20 protein-coding genes are annotated in these 20,272 nt (G+C 32.6%); 4 read left to right on the plus strand and 16 right to left on the minus strand.

Translation table 11 applies throughout. The features are described from left to right. Positions 1-19 precede the first annotated feature (19 nt). The 4 genes from BJG89_RS09490 to zapA all read right to left on the minus strand — a co-directional run bounded on the left by BJG89_RS09490 (position 20) and on the right by zapA (position 4,990). The gene (locus BJG89_RS09490) at positions 20-2,368 is read right to left on the minus strand and encodes an endonuclease MutS2 (RefSeq protein WP_096810360.1); all 2,349 of its coding nucleotides are present in this window, start codon (positions 2,366-2,368) and stop codon (positions 20-22) included. A gap of 9 nt (positions 2,369-2,377) precedes the next feature. Then, the gene (gene polX / locus BJG89_RS09495; protein ID WP_096810361.1) at positions 2,378-4,090 is read right to left on the minus strand and encodes a DNA polymerase/3'-5' exonuclease PolX; all 1,713 of its coding nucleotides are present in this window, start codon (positions 4,088-4,090) and stop codon (positions 2,378-2,380) included. A 112-nt stretch (positions 4,091-4,202) separates the two neighbouring features. After that, entirely contained in the window at positions 4,203-4,724 is a 522-nt protein-coding gene (locus BJG89_RS09500) for a CvpA family protein (protein WP_096810362.1), read from the minus strand. Beyond that, complete coding sequence (gene zapA, locus BJG89_RS09505) at positions 4,724-4,990, minus strand: cell division protein ZapA (protein WP_096810363.1); 267 nt, start codon at positions 4,988-4,990, stop codon at positions 4,724-4,726. The genes BJG89_RS09500 and zapA overlap by 1 nt, the downstream gene beginning before the upstream one ends. A 305-nt stretch (positions 4,991-5,295) precedes the next feature. Here zapA and rnhC point away from each other — a divergent pair, with 305 nt between their 5' ends. Beyond that, positions 5,296-6,234 (plus strand): ribonuclease HIII, encoded by a 939-nt coding sequence (gene rnhC / locus BJG89_RS09510; protein ID WP_096810364.1) that lies wholly within the window; start codon positions 5,296-5,298, stop codon positions 6,232-6,234. A gap of 87 nt (positions 6,235-6,321) precedes the next feature. Here rnhC and pheT read toward each other — a convergent pair whose 3' ends face one another. From pheT to BJG89_RS09540, 6 genes are all read right to left on the minus strand, one after another. Then, entirely contained in the window at positions 6,322-8,724 is a 2,403-nt protein-coding gene (gene pheT / locus BJG89_RS09515; RefSeq protein ID WP_096810365.1) for a phenylalanine--tRNA ligase subunit beta, read from the minus strand. Next, entirely contained in the window at positions 8,724-9,782 is a 1,059-nt protein-coding gene (gene pheS, locus BJG89_RS09520) for a phenylalanine--tRNA ligase subunit alpha (RefSeq protein ID WP_096810366.1), read from the minus strand. Before pheS ends, pheT begins: the two co-directional genes overlap by 1 nt. Before the next feature lie 333 nt (positions 9,783-10,115). Continuing rightward, entirely contained in the window at positions 10,116-10,856 is a 741-nt protein-coding gene (locus tag BJG89_RS09525) for a TrmH family RNA methyltransferase (protein WP_096810367.1), read from the minus strand. A gap of 17 nt (positions 10,857-10,873) precedes the next feature. Next, positions 10,874-11,851 carry a M23 family metallopeptidase gene (locus tag BJG89_RS09530; RefSeq protein WP_096810368.1) on the minus strand — a complete coding sequence of 326 codons (978 nt, stop codon included), beginning with the start codon at positions 11,849-11,851 and terminating at the stop codon, positions 10,874-10,876. Between the two features lie 126 nt (positions 11,852-11,977). Further along, positions 11,978-12,151 (minus strand): 50S ribosomal protein L32, encoded by a 174-nt coding sequence (gene rpmF, locus BJG89_RS09535; protein ID WP_096810369.1) that lies wholly within the window; start codon positions 12,149-12,151, stop codon positions 11,978-11,980. Positions 12,152-12,231: 80 nt separating this feature from the next. Then, complete coding sequence (locus BJG89_RS09540) at positions 12,232-12,768, minus strand: YceD family protein (RefSeq protein WP_096810370.1); 537 nt, start codon at positions 12,766-12,768, stop codon at positions 12,232-12,234. A 126-nt stretch (positions 12,769-12,894) separates the two neighbouring features. Here BJG89_RS09540 and BJG89_RS09545 point away from each other — a divergent pair, with 126 nt between their 5' ends. Continuing rightward, positions 12,895-14,028, plus strand: a complete 1,134-nt coding sequence (locus BJG89_RS09545) for a nucleotidyltransferase (protein ID WP_096810371.1) — start codon at positions 12,895-12,897, stop codon at positions 14,026-14,028. A 256-nt stretch (positions 14,029-14,284) separates the two neighbouring features. Here BJG89_RS09545 and BJG89_RS09550 read toward each other — a convergent pair whose 3' ends face one another. The 3 genes from BJG89_RS09550 to rsmD all read right to left on the minus strand — a co-directional run bounded on the left by BJG89_RS09550 (position 14,285) and on the right by rsmD (position 16,057). Continuing rightward, entirely contained in the window at positions 14,285-14,845 is a 561-nt protein-coding gene (locus tag BJG89_RS09550; protein ID WP_325051521.1) for a MepB family protein, read from the minus strand. Positions 14,846-15,027: 182 nt separating this feature from the next. Further along, positions 15,028-15,513, minus strand: a complete 486-nt coding sequence (coaD, locus tag BJG89_RS09555; protein ID WP_096810373.1) for a pantetheine-phosphate adenylyltransferase — start codon at positions 15,511-15,513, stop codon at positions 15,028-15,030. Between the two features lies 1 nt (position 15,514). Then, positions 15,515-16,057 carry a 16S rRNA (guanine(966)-N(2))-methyltransferase RsmD gene (gene rsmD / locus BJG89_RS09560; RefSeq protein WP_096810374.1) on the minus strand — a complete coding sequence of 181 codons (543 nt, stop codon included), beginning with the start codon at positions 16,055-16,057 and terminating at the stop codon, positions 15,515-15,517. Between the two features lie 67 nt (positions 16,058-16,124). On the opposite strand from rsmD, the gene BJG89_RS09565 reads away from it, so the two are divergent. Next, positions 16,125-16,514, plus strand: coding sequence for a DUF7147 family protein (locus BJG89_RS09565; RefSeq protein ID WP_096810375.1), 390 nt, complete (start codon positions 16,125-16,127; stop codon positions 16,512-16,514). 93 nt (positions 16,515-16,607) lie between these two features. Here the strand turns inward: BJG89_RS09565 and BJG89_RS09570 are convergent, their stop codons facing one another. Next, complete coding sequence (locus BJG89_RS09570) at positions 16,608-16,859, minus strand: YlbG family protein (protein WP_096810376.1); 252 nt, start codon at positions 16,857-16,859, stop codon at positions 16,608-16,610. Between the two features lie 128 nt (positions 16,860-16,987). Between BJG89_RS09570 and BJG89_RS09575 the strand changes: the two genes are divergently transcribed. Then, positions 16,988-17,905, plus strand: coding sequence for a lysophosphatidylglycerol phospholipase D (locus BJG89_RS09575; RefSeq protein ID WP_096810377.1), 918 nt, complete (start codon positions 16,988-16,990; stop codon positions 17,903-17,905). Positions 17,906-17,984: 79 nt separating this feature from the next. Here the strand turns inward: BJG89_RS09575 and BJG89_RS09580 are convergent, their stop codons facing one another. Together BJG89_RS09580 and BJG89_RS09585 are read right to left on the minus strand one after the other, a co-directional pair. Next, positions 17,985-18,419, minus strand: coding sequence for a YlbF/YmcA family competence regulator (locus BJG89_RS09580; RefSeq protein ID WP_096810378.1), 435 nt, complete (start codon positions 18,417-18,419; stop codon positions 17,985-17,987). A gap of 11 nt (positions 18,420-18,430) precedes the next feature. After that, entirely contained in the window at positions 18,431-19,480 is a 1,050-nt protein-coding gene (locus tag BJG89_RS09585) for a CAP-associated domain-containing protein (protein WP_096810379.1), read from the minus strand. Between the last annotated feature and the right edge of the window lie 792 nt (positions 19,481-20,272).

Raw genomic sequence — 20,272 nt, forward strand, 5'->3', positions numbered from 1 at the left:
GCATATCTCTTGCTCACATTTATTTTAATTCTACAACGGTCACGCCAAATCCGCCTTCACTTGGCATACCGTTCCTATATGATGACACATTTTTATGTCGTTTTAAATGTTTTTGCACACCTTTTTGCAATGCGCCTGTTCCTTTACCGTGAATAATGTAAACTTGCTCATAGTTACTCAACACAGCTTGGTCTAAATATTGATCAACTGCGACCATCGCTTCATCATAACGATAACCGCGTAAATCCAGTTCCATCTTTATGCTTTGGCGATTTTCACGCTTAACCATTTTAGTAGGCGTTTCTTTCGTTTTTTTCGTTTTTTCTAAGTCACTGATTGGCAGCTTCATTTTAATAATACCCATTTGGACGACTGCTTCATTTTCGTCCAATAATTCTAAAATCTCGCCTTTTTGCCCATAACTTAGCACTTTCACTTCATCGCCGACTTTAATTTCATCCCATTTTTTCTTTTGTATATTTTGTTTTAATGATTTCGCTTCATACTGATCGTCAAGCTGTTTCTTTTTATTAATGAGTTCATGCTCTTTTACATCTGCACCTTTTTTGTCTCTAAGTTCACGTAATTCTTTAATAATATCCTCAGCTTCTTTAGTTGCAGCTTTCACCCGTTGATTTGCTTTTTCTTTAGCTTCGCTCATTAATTGTTTCTCATGATTTTGATACTGTTCGTATTGTTTCTCAAGATTATCATGTGTCTCTTGTGCTTCACGTAGCAATCTATCTAATTCAATACGTTGTTCATCTACACGTTTAGAATTTTTTTCTAATGACGCGATCATTTCATTTATTTCTTGTTCGTCTTGACCAATCATTGATTTCGCTTTTTGAATTACTTTCATATTTAAGCCTAATTTTTTAGAAATGTCAAAAGCATTTGAACGCCCTGGCACGCCCATTAACAATTTATACGTCGGGCTCAATGTATTAATGTCAAATTCAACACTCGCATTCATCACACCAGTTCTGTTATAACTGTAAGCTTTAAGTTCAGGATAGTGTGTAGTTGCCATGACGAGAGAACCAATGTCATGTACATAATCTAAAATACTCATTGCTAATGCAGCACCTTCACTAGGATCTGTGCCAGCGCCAAGTTCATCAAATAAAATCAAACTGTGCTTAGTTGTATTTTGTAATATTTCAACAATATTTTTCATATGAGAAGAAAATGTTGATAGTGATTGTTCAATAGATTGTTCATCCCCGATATCACAATAAACATTCTCGAAGATGCTCAGTTTACTGCCATCTAATGTAGGAATCAGCATACCGGATTGTGCCATAAGAATAATGAGTCCTAGTGTTTTAAGTGTTACGGTTTTACCACCTGTATTCGGCCCAGTAATAATCACCGTTTCAATATCTTCTGCGAATTCTATCGTATTCGCTACAACTGTATCTTGATCTAATAAAGGATGGAATGCTTTTGGTAGATAAACTGTGCGTTCACTTGTAAATTCAGGCTTTGTGCCTTTGAACGAACGTGCATAACGTGCTTTAGCAGTTAAAAAATCTATCTGGCCCATTATAGATTCTGAAATTAAGCATGCATCTGCTTCTGCAGCCACATAGCCGGTTAGTTCAGTTAAAATACGTTCACTTTCTACTGCTTCATCATTGCGTAGTCGGCTAATTTGGTTATTCATTTCAACAATAGAAGATGGTTCAATATAAAGTGTTTGACCGGATGCGGATTGGTCATGCACAATGCCGTTAAAATCTTGACGGTATTCAGCTTTGACTGGAATAACGTTACGTTCATTACGAACTGTGATAATAGCATCAGACAATTTTTTCTGATTCGCTTGGCTCTTAACAATTTCATCTAAATTTTGTTTTATACGTTGCGTTGTTCCAGATATTTTACTGCGAATACCTTGTAATTCATAACTTGCATTGTCAAATAGATCATTTGCATCACATTTTTGGTGAATATTTTGATATAAACCTGAAAGTACAGGTAATTGTTCCATTCTATCGTGGAGGATAGTATAATTCACTTCCTCTTCTTCTTCCAACAAGTTATTATAAAATGTTTTATATTGGTTTTGAATTTGTATTAAGCGTTTAATTGCATTGAGCTCTTTAACACTTAATACGCCACCAATTGTTGCTCTATGGATGAGTGCAGATACCGCTGATAGACCACTCAAACTCGGCAATCTATATTTATTATAAATTTGAGCAATTTCATCTGTTTCATTAATTTGAAATTCTACAGTTTCTATATCAGTTGCTGGCACCATTCCAACTACTTTTTCTTTACCTAAATCACTCATTGTTTCTTTTTCAACGAGTGATTTAATTTTATCGAATTCTAAGACATTTAATGATTTCTGTCTCATATAATCCCTCTATTTCTTCAATTTAATATTGTTTTCGATAAACGCTTTAAAAGCCTCTCGATCCATCGTATTAATTACGCTATCTTTTTTAACAAATCCTTTTTGTGCAGTAGCCACACCATATTTCATAAATTCTAAATGATCGACATGATGCGCATCTGTGTTAATCGTCAATTTAACGTTTGGATGCTTTTTAACTATTTCCGCGTTTAAATCTAAGCGTTTTGGATTTGCATTGATTTCTAAAATCGTATTTGTTTCTTCAGCAATTTTACATAATTTATCAATATCTGGTTCATATCCTGGTCGTTTACCTATAATACGTCCTGTAGGGTGCGCAATATGTCTTATATAGGGATTCCGACATGCTTGTTCCAATCTATACATAATTTCATCTTGCGATTGATTAAAACTTTGATGTATTGCTGCAATAACGTAATCTAATTGTGCTAAGATTTCATCACTATAGTCTAATTGACCATTAGGTAATATGTCCATTTCAATGCCTGAATATATATCAATTTCATCGTATTTTTTATTTAAAGCTTTAATCGCTTCATTCTGGCGTAATAAACGTTCTACAGAGAGACCGTTTGCCACTTTTAAACTTTGAGAGTGATCAGTAATAACCATAAATTGATAACCTTTAGCAATATTTGCTTCAATCATATCTTCAATGCTAAAAGCACCATCACTATATGTTGTATGCATATGAATATCACCGTTGATATCATTTAAAGTGACAATGTTAGATAAATCTTTATCAAACTCGCTTCCATCTTCACGTATCGCTGGTTCGATCCAATTCACACCAAAGTGTTCATAGATTTCTTTTTCACTATGGTATTGGAGTAATGAACCATCGGCTTTTTCTATACCATATTCACTTACTTTTTCATCTTGTTCTTTTGCTAATTGGCGGATGCGAATATTATGATCTTTCGAACCAGTGAAATGCTGTAGCGTATGATAAAACGCTGAAGGTTCAATCAATCGGAAATCTACACCTATCGTTTCATCATCATAGGCTAATTCTAATGAAACTTTTGTAGAACCAACTGCAATTTCTTTCACCTTGTTTGGAATGTTCAATAATGCTTGCTGTACTTCCGTTGGTTGTTTTGTACTTATAATATAATCTAAATCTTTACTCACTTCTTTAAAGCGACGAAAGCTGCCTGCAACTTCGTATTTTTCTATGGCTTCAACTGTCGCTAAATAGTCGTCAATGTCTATATTTAAACCTCTCATTTGATCAATAGGATAATGTTCTTTTTTCGCGCCCAATGCTTTCACTGCTTCAAGTATATTCTGTTCCGTTTTCTTAGCGAAACCATTTAGTTCACTTACTTTTCCTTCTTCGCATGCTTGTTGCAAAGCTTCTTTTCCATCTATATTAAGTTCTTTATATAGTTTAGCTATTTTCTTACTACCAAGTCCTTGAATTTTTAGTAAAGGTATAAGTCCTTCTGGCACTTCTTCTTGTAAAGCTGCTAATGTTGTCGAATGACCGTTTACAAGGTATTCATTGATCACTTCACCAACACCTTTACCAATTCCTTTTAATTCAGTGACATCTTCAATTTGATCCAAAGGGCGTTCGTCGATTTCTAAACTCTGAGCTGCTTTTCTATAAGCTGAAACTTTAAAAGTATTTTCACCTTTGATTTCCATATATACAGCTATTTTTTCTAATAATTGAACAATTTCTTTTTTTGTCATTAAGTTTCACTCCATAAAAAAAGACCAAGACAACATACCCTAGTTATTTCGGTATATCAGTTATGTCTTGACCTCCTAGTTTTTAAAATCACTGTATTCCACACGAATATATTTAAAGTTGTGTGATAAAAGTTGAGATAAACGGAATATGTAATAATATGTATTCTGTTATGATTGAATAAGATAGTTGTTGTTGGATTAAGCCATTAGGATATATGGCTATACCATATAACAAAATAGCACTAATAATTGACGATGAAATCAAACTCAATACCATTCCAGATACCCTGCTTATCATATTCGGCCAGCTTTGTTGAACAATGTTATCAAATAGTACAACAACACCATAACATATAGCTTTCGTAAGGGTTGCAATAATTACAAAAGCAACCACGTGCTCAAATCGTTGCTGCAGATTAGCGAATTGAAATGCAAAATCCAAATCATAAGCGCGCGTTTTAGAATAAGGTACAAATAGTTCTAAGCGTTGTGCAACATGCCTATAATAACGTTGAGCTAACCATAAAGCAAACATTGTAGTGCCTAAATGTAAAGTTGTTAACCAAAGCCCTCTTCTAAATCCAATCATACCAATATATATGAAGAGAAGAACAACTAGTATATCAATTATCATTAGTCTTCACTATTTTTTAACTGGTTTATTTCTTGTCGCAAACGTTCATTTTCCTCTTCTACTTGCACTTTTTCATGCATAATATTAACAGCGGTAAGGATTGCTTTTCTTGTAGTATCTAGTCCAGCACTCTTACTCGCAAGTTCTTTGAGTCTTTCATCTACTAAGTGTGCTACATAACGGATATGCTCTGGATTATCCTCTCCTACGATTGTATAATGTTGATCATTGATAGTTACGTTAATCCGGTTTTTAAACTCACCCATATAATAACTCCTGACTTTAAAAATATATATTTCCAATCTTGCTGTTATATACCTTTATTTATATTTATATGTTCGTAATTTATAATATTTATCACGAACTATTATACACGACAAAATATTTTTTTGTAAGAGGTGTGATTTGTTATATTTGAATTATTTAATAATTACATATATTTAACTTTAACACCTTTTAATTCAAGCTATATTGCTACTTATAACATAAAACATTCAAATATTAAAAATTATGATATGATATGCATTGTCTCATTTTAAAATAAGTAATATGAACAAAGCGAGGTCACTCAATGACGAATGTAGTACATAAATTAACAAATCAAGAAATCCAAGAATTAATGACTAAAATACGTTTTGATACATCTAATCTTTCACAAGGTATGAAAGCACGTACAAAATATCAAAATACTTCCATCACGATCTATAATTCAAATAAGATAATGTTTCAAGGGAAAAACGCAGAAGCTGTAGCCAATACTTTACTACCATCTAAATCTACGGCTACTCAAAATAATACAAAAACCTCCAAAATCAAACAAGCTAAGCAACACATATATTATAACCAATTTCAATGTATAGGGAGCGATGAAGCAGGTAGTGGTGATTATTTTGGTCCCCTTACGGTATGCGCCGCCTATGTATCTAATAAGCATACGCAAATCTTAAAAACGCTTGGCGTAGATGATTCCAAACGGCTTACTGATTCAAAAATTGTTGAGCTTGCTGAACAGATTATAACGTTTATTCCGCACTCTTTACTAACAATGTATAATGAAAAATACAATGAAAAGCAAAAGTCTGGTTGGTCTCAGGTTAAAATGAAAGCTGTTTTACATAATGAAGCGATTAAGAATGTCGTTGATAAAATCGATCAAGAAGAATTTGACTACATCGTTATCGATCAGTTTGCAGAGCCCGGTGTTTATAAAAGGTATGCACTTAGTCAAATGCCTTTCGAAAATAAGACGAAATTTGAAACTAAGGGTGAATCAAAATCAATTGCAATTGCAGCAGCCAGTATTATTTCTCGTTATGCATTTGTAAAAAATATGGACCATTTATCAAAAAATGCAAAAACTGATTTACCTAAAGGAGCTAGTAATAAAGTAGATTTAGCAGCAGCAAAAATCATTGAAAAAAATGGCATTGACTATTTAGATACAATCACGAAAAAACATTTTGCTAATAGAAATAAAGCTATCAATTTAGTAAACCAAAAACATCGCTGAATTTGCACTTAAAACAGTTATGCTTAATACATAAATTAAAACCTTGAACTGTAGGCTAATAAAGCTACAATTCAAGGTTTATTTTTATTATCTGATTGTCGCGCCTTCTGCTTGTAAAGCTTCTAAAATACGGTTATGCACTCCGTTCACTTTATCATCCGTAAGCGTTTGGTGCATATCTAAATATGCTAGACGAATAGCAATTGATTTTTCATCTTCTGCAACATGTTCACCTTCGTATACATCAAATACTTCAGCATGTTGTAAAATATCTCCGCCATAATTTTGAATGATTTTTACAATTTCAGCGGATGGCGTTGCTCGATTAATTACCAGTGCAATATCTCTTGATACGCCTGGGAATCTTGGAATTGGTTCATAATTAATATAACCTACAGATACTGACATTAATTTATCATAATTCAACTCAAAAACGTAAGTACGTTTTAAATCATAGTTATTTTCAGTTTGTGGATGTAATTCTCCAACAAAACCAACTATTTCCTCATTTAATTTAACCCATGCCGTTCTGCCTGGATGTAAACCATCTATTTCGCCGGCTTCATATTCAAATTGAATATCTAATATTTCTGCAATACGATCGACAATACCTTTGGTTACAAAGAAATCTATTTCTTCTTTTTTATTTTGCCATGTATTTACAGTATAGTCCCCTGTTAAAATACCACTCAAATATTCAACCTCATCTGGTAATTGATTCTCTTCATTGCCAAAGAATACACGCCCTAACTCGTACAATGCTACATGATGATTACTACGTGCAACATTGTAAGATACATCATCAATTAGATGCGGGATTAAACTTTGTCTTAAAGTAGAGTGTGCTTCGCTCATAGGCATCAACAATGATATCGTTGAACGGTCTTGCAAAGCAAAATCAGTTGCGCGTGTTTTATCGACAAGGGAATAATTAATCGCTTGGTTTAATCCAGCGCCTTCTAGCGTCGCTTTAACAACACGTGTTTTTGCTTGTCTATCCGTTAATGTGCCCGGTGTGACTTGTTTAAATACAGGCAATGTTGATGGTATTTCGTCGTAACCATAAATACGTGCAATTTCTTCTATAAGGTCTTCTTTAATGGTAATATCTTTACGGCGCGACGGCACCATAACAGTAAGTGAATTACCTTCCCTAGTCGTCTCGAAGCCTAATCGAACAAAGACAGCTTCAATCTCTTCTGCTGATAAGTTAAAACCAATTGTTTCGTTAACATTTTCCACAGTAATATTCACTGGTGTAACAAATTGGCCTAGTTGGCCTTCAGCAACGCGGCCTTGAAGCACTGTTCCCTCTGCGTATTGCTGTAATAAATAACAAGCTCTATCGACAGCTTCGTCTACAAATTCAGTTGCAATACCTTTTTCAAAACGACTTGAAGCTTCGCTCCTTAAATTCAAGCGTCTTGATGTATGTCTGATTGAAACTGAATCAAAAATGGCACCCTCTATAACAACATTTGTTGTACTTTCGGTTACTTCTGAGAAGTCTCCACCCATAACGCCGCCAATAGCAATTGGTGTATCCCCGTTAGTAATGACAATATCGCTATCTTTTAAGGCTCTTTCTTGATTGTCTAATGTAGTCATTTTTTCGCCTGTTGTCGCTTGACGAACTTCGATATGTTTAGATCTGATTTGGTCTTGGTCAAACATATGAAGTGGTTGACCATATTCTAATAACACATAGTTTGAAATATCTACAACATTATTAATCGGGCGAATACCTGCTTTAATCAATCTCATTTGTATCCATTCAGGTGAGGGTTGTATTTTCACATCGTTCACTATTCTAGCACTATAATATGGTACTTTATCTTTATTTTGAACACTAATACGCATTTCATCAGTAGCTTGTTTTGTAGATTCTTGACTTTGTGTCTCTGGTCTAATCATTGGTACATTATAAAGCGCTGCTGTTTCATAAGCCGTACCCACCATACTTAAAGCATCTGCTCTATTTGGCGTTAAATCAAACTCCATGACCTGATCATCTAAGTATAAAGCTTTCAATGCATTTGTACCTGGTTTGATATCTGATGTAAAATTATAGATACCTTCTTCAAATTGTTTAGGCACAAGGTTACTTGAAATACCAATTTCTTGTAATGAACAAATCATGCCTTCAGAACGTTCACCACGTAGTTTCGCTCTCTTTATTTTTACACCGCCAGGTAAACGTCCACCTACAGTAGCTACAATGACTGTTTGTCCAGCATCAACATTAGGTGCACCACAAACAATTTGTACTGGTTCTGCTTCACCAATATCAACTTGACATAAACTGAGTTTATCAGCATCTGGATGAGGTGCTTTCGTTTGGATATGCCCTACCACTAAATTTTTAATATCTTTTGTATAATCAATAATATCATCAACTTCGATACCTGTGCGCGTAATTCTTTCTGCAAGCACATTGACAGGTTGATTAATTTCTACAAATGTCTCTAACCATTCTTTTGAAATAAACATTATGCTTCACCTCTATCTTCTACTGCTTTAAATTGATTTAAGAAACGGACATCATTCGTATAGAAATGGCGGATATCTTCAATGCCATATTTTAACATTGCGATTCTATCTGGCCCCATACCAAAAGCAAACCCTGTATATTTAGAGGCATCGAATCCAGCCATTTCAAGCACGTTAGGATGTACCATTCCAGCACCTAGAATTTCAATCCAACCTGTATGTTTGCACACATTACAACCTTCACCTTTACACTTAAAGCAAGATACGTCGACTTCGACTGAAGGTTCTGTAAAAGGGAAATAACTTGGACGGAGTCTAATTTCTCTGTCTTCGCCAAATAATTGTTTAGCCAACAATTCTAAAGTCCCTTTTAAATCGCTCATTTGAATATTTTCATCTACCACAAGACCTTCAATTTGAGTAAATTGATGACTGTGTGTTGCGTCGTCAGAATCTCGTCGATAAACTTTACCAGGGCATAATATTTTAACTGGTCCTTGTCCATTTCGTTGTTCCATTGTTCTCGCTTGTACGGGTGACGTATGCGTTCTCATTAAAATATCCTCTGTAATATAAAAACTATCTTGCATGTCTCTAGCTGGATGTGATTTAGGCAGGTTTAACGCCTCAAAGTTATAATAGTCTTTTTCAACTTCAAATCCGTCTACAATTTCATAACCTAAACCTAAGAATAAATCTTCAATTTCTTCAATTGTTCTAGTTAAAGGATGCTTAGCGCCTATTGAAATTTTTCTACTAGGTAACGTAACATCAATTTTTTCATTTTTTAATTGTTGTTCTAGTTTTTCGTTGGCTAAAATTTCACGTCGTGATTCAATTTCTCCTTCGATTGCTTGTCTCACTTCGTTTACTTTTTGACCATACGCTGGTTTTTCTTCATTAGACAATTCTTTCATGTGTTTCATCAAACCAGTGACAGAACCTTTTTTTCCTAAATATTTAACTTTAACATCTTGTAACTCTTTTTCATTTTGAGCTTCATTTATGTCTACTAATGCTTGTTGTTTAATCTCAGACATTGCTTCTGTTTGAGTCATAATTTTGCCTCCTATTTAAAATGTATACTGTAAAACAATAGATAATCGCATATAAAAAAAGCTTTCATCCCCTGAAACTGGGACGAAAGCTTTCCGTGGTACCACCCAAATTTATGCATACGCATACACTTGTTGTCATTGATAACGGAAATGATTTCCGACTTAAATTTCTTTAAGTAACCAAAAAGGTGAAAAAAACTAATAGCAGCGGATTATCTTTCAGTCTTTGGATAATCTCCCTTAGACAACTGGGTTAAATTAGTTTACGTCTTTTTATTGGTTAATATTTTTAATCAGTATTAAATCTATTATATACGAAACCTAACTAAAGGGTCAACCTTTCAAATGGTACAACAATATACTGCCGGCTATAGCGACATTTAAGCTTTCCGCTTTGCCATAAATAGGAATGTTTAAATTTTGTGTTGTTTGATCTAATAACTCAGGGTTGACCCCTTCTCCTTCATTTCCTAACAGTAACGCAAACTTTTCTTGACTTGTAATTTGATTAAAAGCAACTGCATTTTCAAGTGCAGTACCATATACATTCCCATTAAATTTACGGATAAATGTGCTTAAATCCTCAGTGACAATTGGGAGATGGAATACACTGCCTTGACTCGCCCGTAATACTTTATCTTGATACGGGTCTGCTGTCCCTTTTTCTAAAACGATTAAATCGATACCTGCAGCGTCTGCAGTACGTATCAAAGTCCCCATATTTCCTGGATCTTGAATACGATCTATTAATAACACTTGTTGTGCTCCTGTAACATCAATATGTGCTTTTTCTATAATTGCGAAAAATCCTTGTGGTGTGACTGTACCGGAAAGTGCTTCCGCTACTTTTATATTTATTTCATATACTTCTTCAACATAATTCACCAAATTATCATCTAATCTTTCAATATCAACAGCAAATAATTGTAATATTTTTAAATGACTTTTATACGCTTCTTCAATGAGGTGTGCACCTTCAATTAACACCTGACCTGTTTTATCTCTTTCACGTTTCTTTTTTAATTTATTTGCACTTTTAATTTTATTGTTTTGTGCAGAAGTTATCATTTCCATACTATAGCCTCTTCATTTTAATTTTTAAAGATATGAATCATATTTGAACTTAATTTCTTAAATTTAGTAGCAAAATTGAACTTATTTTTTAATATCATATTATCATCAGTATAACTTACTATATCACCTTTTTCAGGCGAAGTACCATTGATTAACTTAATTTTGTAAGTTTTAGCGAATTGAGTATTACATTGGTTCATAATCTGAAAATGTACATGTGGTTCCATTGCGTTACCCGAATTACCAATTCTAGCAATAAATTGCCCTCTCGTAACACAATCTCCAACGTTAACTTTAAATGAATGTGGTTTAATATGCGCAATCATACTATATTCATTATTTGCATGTTTCATAATAACGTAGTTACCTTCGGGATGTTTCATGTTATTTTCTCCTGGCGTTGCATCTGGTATACCATCTATGATTTTGACGACAATGCCGTCAGCAGGAGCAACAATAATTTGGTTGTAACTATAGTAACTTTCACATAAATTAGGATTACCGTGGTAGCTACGATTTGCCTTTGTTAAAACCAAATCAAGTGCATAGCGTTGGTTTTTGTATGGATAATGATGATTGAGCAATTCATTTTCACCACCAGCGTATACAAACCAAGCATTTTGAACAGGAATCGTATAATAACATTTTGATTTTTTAATTCCTTTTATATTTTTAATTCCTTTTATATTTTTAATTCCTTTTATATTTTTAATTGGGGTAAGAACAAAACCAATTATTTCATTATATTTATTTAGCGTTACGCTAATACCGGTGGCCATCTTTTCGTCAAACCATATGTATTCCTCTCTATAATTGAGTTGAATATGTTTAAATAATTTATTTTTATATCTAATTGCGTTATACGATTTCAACAATTTTTTTAACTCATCATAAGAAGAAACTTCTTGAAAATAATCACTAAAATGCTCATATAACCAATCAATTTCATTGTTTTCAATTTTTGCCAGAATCATTTGAGCATTTATTTGCGTCAACAGTCACACAACCTATCAATTGAATATAGTGTCTATAAGTATTAAAAAAATCGCTCAAAAATTATCATGTGAATAATTAATGAACGATTAATTTTCGGCTATCAATAAGCCCATAAATAAATGAAATTATTTAGATACTACTTCTTCACCTTTGTATGAACCACAGTTCTTACAAACGCGGTGGTTTAATTTGTACTCACCACAATTTGGGCATTCTGTCATACCAGGTACTGACATTTTGAAATGCGTACGACGTTTATTTTTTCTAGTTTTTGACGTTCTTCTTTTTGGTACTGCCATGATATATCCTCCTTATATACATACACTAATAATTGTTTTCAGACTCAATAACCTATTATACTATAAATTATTTAAATCCGCTATTGCTCTTCGTCATATAATTGTTGTAGTTTTTGAAGCCTAGGATCGATTTGCTTAGTTTCTTCTTCAGCAAGCTCAACCGCTTCTTCTTCGTCAATAACTTCCCAACCATTACCTTCACGTAACATCTGATCGCTATCATTAGCAAAAGCACGCATTGGCTTTTCTACAATAACAAGTTCTTCAGCAATATCTTTTAGATTAATCATGCCGTCTGAAGCATCATGATAATGCTCATCATTTTCTTCGTCATCACTTAAATACTCATAACCTTCTAAATCAAAAATTTCTTGTGATTTAATATCGATAGGCACTTCAACTGGCACTAATGTACGTGCGCACGCCATCGTATACGTTCCAGTAATATGCATGTCTGCAATGACTTCATTTGATTTGACAGTTAGCTCACCTTCAACATCAATATCAGATAGATCTATTAAATCTAATGATTTTACTAAATGATCAAAATTCACCGTTTGATTGAACTCAAATGGTTTATCTTGGAATTTTCTTAATTGTGTTATTGACCATTTCATATGGCTTCACCTCTAACAAGCACAAAATTTATTTTAACTTTATAGACAAAAGTTGTCAAGATTTTTTCTTAACACGGTTTAATCTGATACAATATCTATAATGAGTTCTGAAAGGGAGAATTGCAAATGAAAAGCGTTGCACTAATCACTGAATATAATCCTTTCCACAATGGTCACTTATACCATGCCCAGACATCAAAGTCAATAACCGACTCTGAAGTCTCTATTGCGATTATGAGTGGTAACTTTGTAATGAGGGGACAACCAGCTATATATAATAAATTTATTCGCACACAGATGGCGTTAAACGTTGTAGATTTAGTAATTGAATTACCTGCCCTTGCTGCACTATCAGCTGGCCAATATTTTGCAACGTCAGCTGTTCAAATTGCAGATTATGTTGATGCAGATCACTTATCTTTTGGAAGCGAATCAGGAGACATAGATTCATTTAATGCGTTTTTACGAGATATCAATCAAGTTGAACAATCTTCCCTGTTTCTTAAAAAGATAAAAGAAGGTAAGAGTTATCCTAGGATATTAAGTGAACTTGTAAATGATAATACGCTGTTATCTTCCCCAAATAATACTTTAGGCATTTCTTACATGCGCGCAATTCAAAAGATTGCACCTCATATTAAAGCTTGGACAATTTCAAGAGAAAACAGCCATCATCATGATCAAGATATCTCAAATTTAAATTTTGCTAGTGGTACGTCAATTCGTAATGCAATACAAGCATATGACGAACAATGGAAACATGTCGTCCCTCATTCAATACACCATCTTTATCAAGAACCACACACATCTGTTGACGATACATTTCCATATATTAAATATGCGATTTTAAGTCATACCGCAGGCTCCTTAAAAAACATCTATACCATGAGCGAGGGCCTAGAAAATCGAATATTAGAAAAAATTAAACATGCCACATCATTTGAACATTTGATGTCATTAATAAAAACAAAACGTTATACATATACGCATATCCAGCGCTTATTAATGAATATCTTACTCAATTTTCAAAAACAACATCAATTCGATACCATTTCTGCTGTCCGCGTTTTAGGCATGTCTCAAAAAGGACAACACTATTTAAAATACTTAAAACAAAAATTTCCAAATCGTAATTATATAACGCAAATAAACCAACAAAATGCGCGTTTATTTGAACAAGAAATACATACTACTGAAATTTATAATTTGCTTTCTCATCGACCAGAAACAGATTTCAACACCCCAGTGATACGTATTTAAAATTAAGCTAACAACACTATGAAACGATTAAGTGTTCATACGTTCGTCGTTTTTTTTAATATATTATAAAAAAAGGAGATTTTATATAAAAACCAGAACAAGAGAGATGTCACATTTTCGGAAACAATTCCATATCTCCGAAATACTAATAACTTAAAAACACAATATATCAAGCGCTTACATTAAATGTCGTCTTTATAGAAATTGATATAAATACACGTTTTGGTTTAATCGAAGATATTGCTAATGTCAACAATTATTCTAAATATTTATTTACGTTTTGTGCCTTTATTTCTTGTTCACTTAATCCATCAGATAAGTCAATAAAATATTGACTTTGCCATTTTTGGGTTAACGTTGCAGCCTTATTTAAATTAGTTTCCCAATCTGGATATACACGAAAGGCCATTTTACCTATAGAATAATCAGTACGAATAATACTTTTTTTCGCAAGGATCTCTTTCGAAAAAATAAATTGTCCTTTTTGATTTCCATCTAATATATTAACGATTAATTTATCTTTCATTTCATAAAAATCGAAAGGTTCGTTTTCATATTCGCTATTTTTATGCCAGACTGCCACAAAATAACCGCTTTTTTTTGGTGTTTTTTTAGCCATTCTACTTTTAAATGAAACGCGGTTAAATATAAAGTTAAAGCTTTCATAGCTTTGATTCCATTCTTCTAATTCTACCTCATCTAGAGAAAGTCGAGGTAGAATTTCACTTATCTTTTTAAATATGAAATACGAATTATAATTCGAAATGATATTGTTCGTAATAGTTCGTCTCCCCCTTGTTTTACGGTTACGCCAAATTGCGTGTTTCTATATCAAAGTATAAGGAACAAAGCCAAATTACCATGTTACGCGTCACATTTCATTATACTCCAGACATTAATATTTTGTTTCAAAAGCTAATTTACAAATGCTTTCTATAAAATGATTATTAGACAGACTATATTTAAAGCTGAGACATACTTTTACGCCCCAGCTTTTCATTATTTTTTGAATTTTTTATTTAATGCTTTTTCGACATGTTCTGGTACAAAGTCTGAAACATTAGCTTTATATGCAGCCACTTCTTTTACCACACTAGAACTAATAAAGGAATAGTTTGTACTTGTCATCATATACATTGTTTCTACGTTACTGTTTAGTTTTTTATTCATCGAAGTAAGTCTTAATTCATACTCAAAGTCACTTACAGCTCGCAACCCTCTGATAATAGTTTGAGCACCGATTTCATCACAAAAATCAACCAGCAAACCGTTAAAATGATGTACAGTAACATTATTTAAATGCTTCACTGATTCTTCAATCAATTCGATACGTTCATCAATTGAAAAAGTTCCTGATTTATTACTGTTTTTCAAAACGCAAATGTGCAACTCATCAAAACGATCCGCGCTTCTATCAATAATATCAATATGACCATATGTAATTGGATCAAAACTTCCTGGAATGACTGCTTTAGTTGTAGACATTTTAATCTCCTTTTTCTAATAACAAAGTGTCTGTTAATCCATAATGATATCTTTTTATCATATGAAATGATTTTGTATCAATCTTTTCTTTATGATTGAACTCACAAACGATAATACCATTTTCTTTCAATAAGTTAAACTTTGCAATTCCATCTAATGCTTCATCAATCAAACCTTTTTCATAAGGGGGATCTAAAAAAATAACATCAAATTGGATTTCTCTTTTTGAAAGTGCTTTAAGAGCCCGATCAGCATTATTTTTATATACTTCTGCTTGATTGGAAATTTTTAAATTTTGAAGATTAGATTTTATAATTTTTATAGCCTTGAAATTTTGGTCTACGAAAATCATTTTTTCCATACCGCGAGACAATGCTTCAATACCCAAAGCACCGCTTCCAGCATATAAATCTAAACCGACGCCAGAGACCTCGTGCAAACTATTAAAAATGCCTTCTTTAACTTTATCCATAGTAGGCCTTGTATTACGTCCTTCTAAACTTTCTAAGGGTTTACTTTTATGAATTCCAGAAATCACTCTCATTTTACAAACACTTCCATTCTAGATTTTATTTTTATATAATACATATTGCATGATAAGGAGGAGCAAGATGAAACAATCATTTATAAAATTAGGTGAAGGTCTTACAGATTTATTTGAATTTATAACACTTATTGAATATAACCATACACGGATAGATTATATTGTCTATTTTCATACCCCTACTTTTGATAAAAAATTATCTTCAGTCGCTATTATTATGAAACCAACGAGCGACAAACATTTTCAAGCTATGTATATTATGGTAAATGCATTAAAATATCCATATCCTGAGCCTAACAAAAAGTTCAATATGATTAACAAACAAGCAGCACAATTTAATCTTGAGATAAAAGAAATTGATGTACAACCACCTGAAAGATTTCACTCTCATAGTATTTATTTCAATTATTTAATCAGTGTATTAAGAATAGAAAGATGGATTCCTCCACTAGAATAATAGTAAACAAAACAAAGTCACCTTACTGGTTCTTAAACCTATTGTGACTTTGTTTTGTTTATAAAATAATTCAATTAATTTAATAACTTATTCTTATGTAAATTCATGTTGTTCTTTTGGGTATTCTTTTTTTAAATACTTATAAGGAGAGCCAACAATATTTTTAACATATTTTAATTTCATTAGTTTGTCTACAATACTATCAGCTTCTTCTTCATTTATATACATAATAACATAACGTTGTTGTTTATTTGTACTTACAATATGGCCAAATTTTCTAATTTGGCGTTCATGTTTCATATGTTTTAAATATATGATTAAACTTGTTCTAGATACAATATCCATATTATCACTCCATCTATTAGCCACTTTATAATATCACGACTAATTCAATTAATAAATAACAATTATTTTGAAGTAAAGCTAACATTTGCTATATTACTTAATATACTTAAACCAAGGAGGATTTGCGCATGACAACATTTAATAAATTAATTAAAGGTGCGTTTTTAGCTACAGTTGGTTTAGTCGGCAGTGCTATTTTCGTTTCTAAATATAAAGGTATGCCAAATAATCAGGCAGTCCCTTCCTTCTTCTCTAAACCGGCGCCTTATATATTTGCGCATCGTGGTGGCATGGCAGTTATGCCAGAACATACCAAACTTGCATTTGATAACGCGATTAACCATAAAATTGATGGATTTGAAATTGATGTTAGATTAACCAAAGATCAACAACTGATCGTTTTTCATGATGCAGAAATTGATCGTACTACAAATGGTTCAGGAAAAGTAGCAGAACATACTTTAGATGAGTTAAAACAATTGGATGCTGGTTACCATTTTACAGATGTGAATGGTTTAAAGCCCTATCGTAATCATTTAAGTGCCAAGGTCTTAACATTTGATGAGTTGCTAAAATCATATCCAAACTCACTCGTCAATGTAGACCTTAAAGATATGCCACAAAGTAGCGAAGGCAAGCTTGTACCTCACATCATTTATGACATAATTGTTAGAAATAATGCGCAAAATCGTGTTTTAGTTACTAGTTTTCATAGTGAACAAGTGAAACGTTTTAAAAAAGGAAGTAACGACACAATTGCTATAGGTGCAAGCCAAAATGAAGTTGCTGAAGGTTTCTTAAAATTCAGTTTAGGTCTTGGTAATATGTTCCAACCACAAGCCCATACCTTCCAAATGCCAGTCACATTCAAAGGTATCAAATTGACTTCTCCTAAATTTATTAGCTGGTTAAATGAACGAAATATTGTACCTGGATATTATGGCATAAACAATTTAGATTTAATGAATGATTTAATCGTAAACGGCGCTCACACTTTAGTCACTGACAGACCGGATTTAGCAGAACGTTTTAAAAACACATACTAAAATAAATTATATAAAAGCTGGGTTACCTGTTTGGTTTCCCAGCTTTTATCGTCATTAATAGATACACAATGTCTTACGTTTACAAAGAACAGCTACAAGAACCACCTGTAGCACAACCACTCGCATCTTTTTGGAAAAACGGATTTCCTGTTTCAATTTTTACATTTTCAGATACTGCATACGCAATTTTAACGATGACTTCATCAATTAAATCTTGTAACGCTACTTCTTTTTGTTTATAGTCCATAACGACTGGCAACATTTCATAAGCACGTTTACGTTTACGTGTTTCTAACATAACTTTTTGATAGTCCGGATGATATTTCCCAAACCTCATAATTTCATCGTATGCTTCTTTTGATTTTAAAAAAGCTTGGTATAGTAAATGAGCCTCATCATTTTCCATTAAATACTTCTCAGCTAATTTGAATGCTTGATATAAACGTGAGTCAAGTATTTTATCACTTAAACTCTCGATATCATCAAGTACAGTCAATGTTTCTTCTGTTATCATAGTGACACTCCTTACTTATCTTCAATGAAAATAATCGTATAGTAACCATTAGATACTTCGCCGCCCATTTCATTGTATTTGGAATTTAACATTCGCGATCTATGAATATCTGAGTTTAACCAACTGTGAATTAATGTTGGCACTTCATTGAAATCATAACCAACATTTTGACTTGTCGAAACGAAAGATATATTTTGTTCATCAAGTTTCTGTTTTAATGCTTCTTCTGTAAATTCTACACTATCAGTGTCGATTGCTTCGTACAAGTTATATGAAGCAATATGTGCTAAATCATTATTAACTTTTAAAGTTTTTGCATCTTTTAATGCTCTCATTTCATTTGTTATTTCATATAATGTCATCAATTGATTAGCATTTTGTTCATAAGGTATTTCTTTATAATTATTTTTCACTTTTTTATCTTCTTTTGCAGTGATCATTTGGTATGGTTTAAACGCCATTAATGCCTCACTATCTAAATAGCGTACACCGACAATTTCATTGTCTTGTTGGTCAATATAGATTTGAGCATAAACGTCATTAAATTTGATAAGCGTCTGTGTTTTCATATCTGCATCAGAAAGCTCTAATTCATATGCTTTGCCATCTACTTTGATTGTTGGTTCTGGATTTATACTGAATTTTTCAAATACATTAGAAGCTTTATCTCCAATTTCCACTGGATTAACGCTAGCGTTTTTACCAGTTGCATAAACAGATTTTATTTTGTTTTTTCTAGTCGTCACCAGATAATATTGATCTTTTTGTTTAAATACGTAGTTTTTAAAACCTTTTTTATATGAATAAACCCTATCTGCTTGTCCATATTTGTCAGTTAAACTATGTAAATCTTGTCCCACCCATGTACCTACACCTTTTTCAAGTTTTGGATTTTCACTTGTCGTTTTTTGCTTTTGAAAATCTTTATTTTGAGTTGTTTTTGGCGTGTCCTTATTCGGATTTTCCAAAACATCAAATTTTAAACGCGGTGAGTAAAATAAATAAATTATAAAACAAATTAATAACAATACACCAATAACTTTAATTATTAGTTTTTTCATCGCTCATCCACCTATAGTATTCTTTGGTTCATTGTACATGTTTATGATTGATTCAAGCAAGGCATCTCCATAAATTTCTCCTTTTGTAACAATCTTTTTACAATGAATTGAACCAACTTTCAATATTTAGGTATTAAATGATACACAACCAAATCTTGGGTATAGTGCTCACTAAGGAGCGATGCATATATCAATGACTCGTATATATGGGGCAAAAATTAACTTAAAAAACATTTCAGTAGGTGTTCCTATTATTTTAGCTTGCTTTGATCATTTAATTGGGTAAAATAATACTATAGTTATTACTGAACATAACTTAACAATGATGACTAAACCAGGTTGGATTATTGTTATTGGGCTATATTCAGGCTATAAGGGCAGTGAATTACTTTATCAAGGTAATTCCTTATGGTTTATTAGGTATCGATGACTCTTTAACTGCTAACGTTTAAAACGGTATTTATCTTAAGGGGTTATTGACACTCATTATTTCTGTTTTGTATGAAGGATTACTATCCTTTAATCCGTCTTACCAACACCTTTTATGAGAATAAAATATTAACTAAATTGAAACTGACGCCTTAAGTTAATGTTCAAATAAAATCTCATAACCTAAAAAAAGCCGAGACATCAATGATGTCTCGGCCACAAATATGGTATATACAATAAAGAACTAGTAATACTTATCCAAGTATTTAACTCGTGTAATAATTTTAATGCTAATGAGACTTATATATAATCTCGTGCCAGATAACCTTTTAGCCTAAGCTCTGCACTTTTAACCATACTTGT

Origin of the sequence: Staphylococcus nepalensis, from assembly GCF_002442935.1 — a bacterium.
Lineage (GTDB): Bacteria > Bacillota > Bacilli > Staphylococcales > Staphylococcaceae > Staphylococcus > Staphylococcus nepalensis.

Bases quoted from the DNA above. Each gene is read 5' to 3' on its own strand.
- BJG89_RS09490 (WP_096810360.1), bottom strand. From the start codon at position 2,368: ATGAGACAGAAATCATTAAATGTCTTAGAATTCGATAAAATTAAATCA.
- polX (WP_096810361.1), bottom strand. From the start codon at position 4,090: ATGACAAAAAAAGAAATTGTTCAATTATTAGAAAAAATAGCTGTATAT.
- BJG89_RS09565 (WP_096810375.1), top strand. From the start codon at position 16,125: ATGAAACAATCATTTATAAAATTAGGTGAAGGTCTTACAGATTTATTT.
- BJG89_RS09585 (WP_096810379.1), bottom strand. From the start codon at position 19,480: ATGAAAAAACTAATAATTAAAGTTATTGGTGTATTGTTATTAATTTGT.
- BJG89_RS09570 (WP_096810376.1), bottom strand. From the start codon at position 16,859: ATGGATATTGTATCTAGAACAAGTTTAATCATATATTTAAAACATATG.
- rpmF (WP_096810369.1), bottom strand. From the start codon at position 12,151: ATGGCAGTACCAAAAAGAAGAACGTCAAAAACTAGAAAAAATAAACGT.
- rnhC (WP_096810364.1), top strand. From the start codon at position 5,296: ATGACGAATGTAGTACATAAATTAACAAATCAAGAAATCCAAGAATTA.
- coaD (WP_096810373.1), bottom strand. From the start codon at position 15,513: ATGTCTACAACTAAAGCAGTCATTCCAGGAAGTTTTGATCCAATTACA.
- BJG89_RS09540 (WP_096810370.1), bottom strand. From the start codon at position 12,768: ATGAAATGGTCAATAACACAATTAAGAAAATTCCAAGATAAACCATTT.
- BJG89_RS09580 (WP_096810378.1), bottom strand. From the start codon at position 18,419: ATGATAACAGAAGAAACATTGACTGTACTTGATGATATCGAGAGTTTA.
- BJG89_RS09525 (WP_096810367.1), bottom strand. From the start codon at position 10,856: ATGGAAATGATAACTTCTGCACAAAACAATAAAATTAAAAGTGCAAAT.
- BJG89_RS09500 (WP_096810362.1), bottom strand. From the start codon at position 4,724: ATGATAATTGATATACTAGTTGTTCTTCTCTTCATATATATTGGTATG.
- rsmD (WP_096810374.1), bottom strand. From the start codon at position 16,057: ATGAGAGTGATTTCTGGAATTCATAAAAGTAAACCCTTAGAAAGTTTA.
- BJG89_RS09575 (WP_096810377.1), top strand. From the start codon at position 16,988: ATGACAACATTTAATAAATTAATTAAAGGTGCGTTTTTAGCTACAGTT.
- BJG89_RS09545 (WP_096810371.1), top strand. From the start codon at position 12,895: ATGAAAAGCGTTGCACTAATCACTGAATATAATCCTTTCCACAATGGT.
- pheT (WP_096810365.1), bottom strand. From the start codon at position 8,724: ATGTTTATTTCAAAAGAATGGTTAGAGACATTTGTAGAAATTAATCAA.
- zapA (WP_096810363.1), bottom strand. From the start codon at position 4,990: ATGGGTGAGTTTAAAAACCGGATTAACGTAACTATCAATGATCAACAT.
- pheS (WP_096810366.1), bottom strand. From the start codon at position 9,782: ATGACTCAAACAGAAGCAATGTCTGAGATTAAACAACAAGCATTAGTA.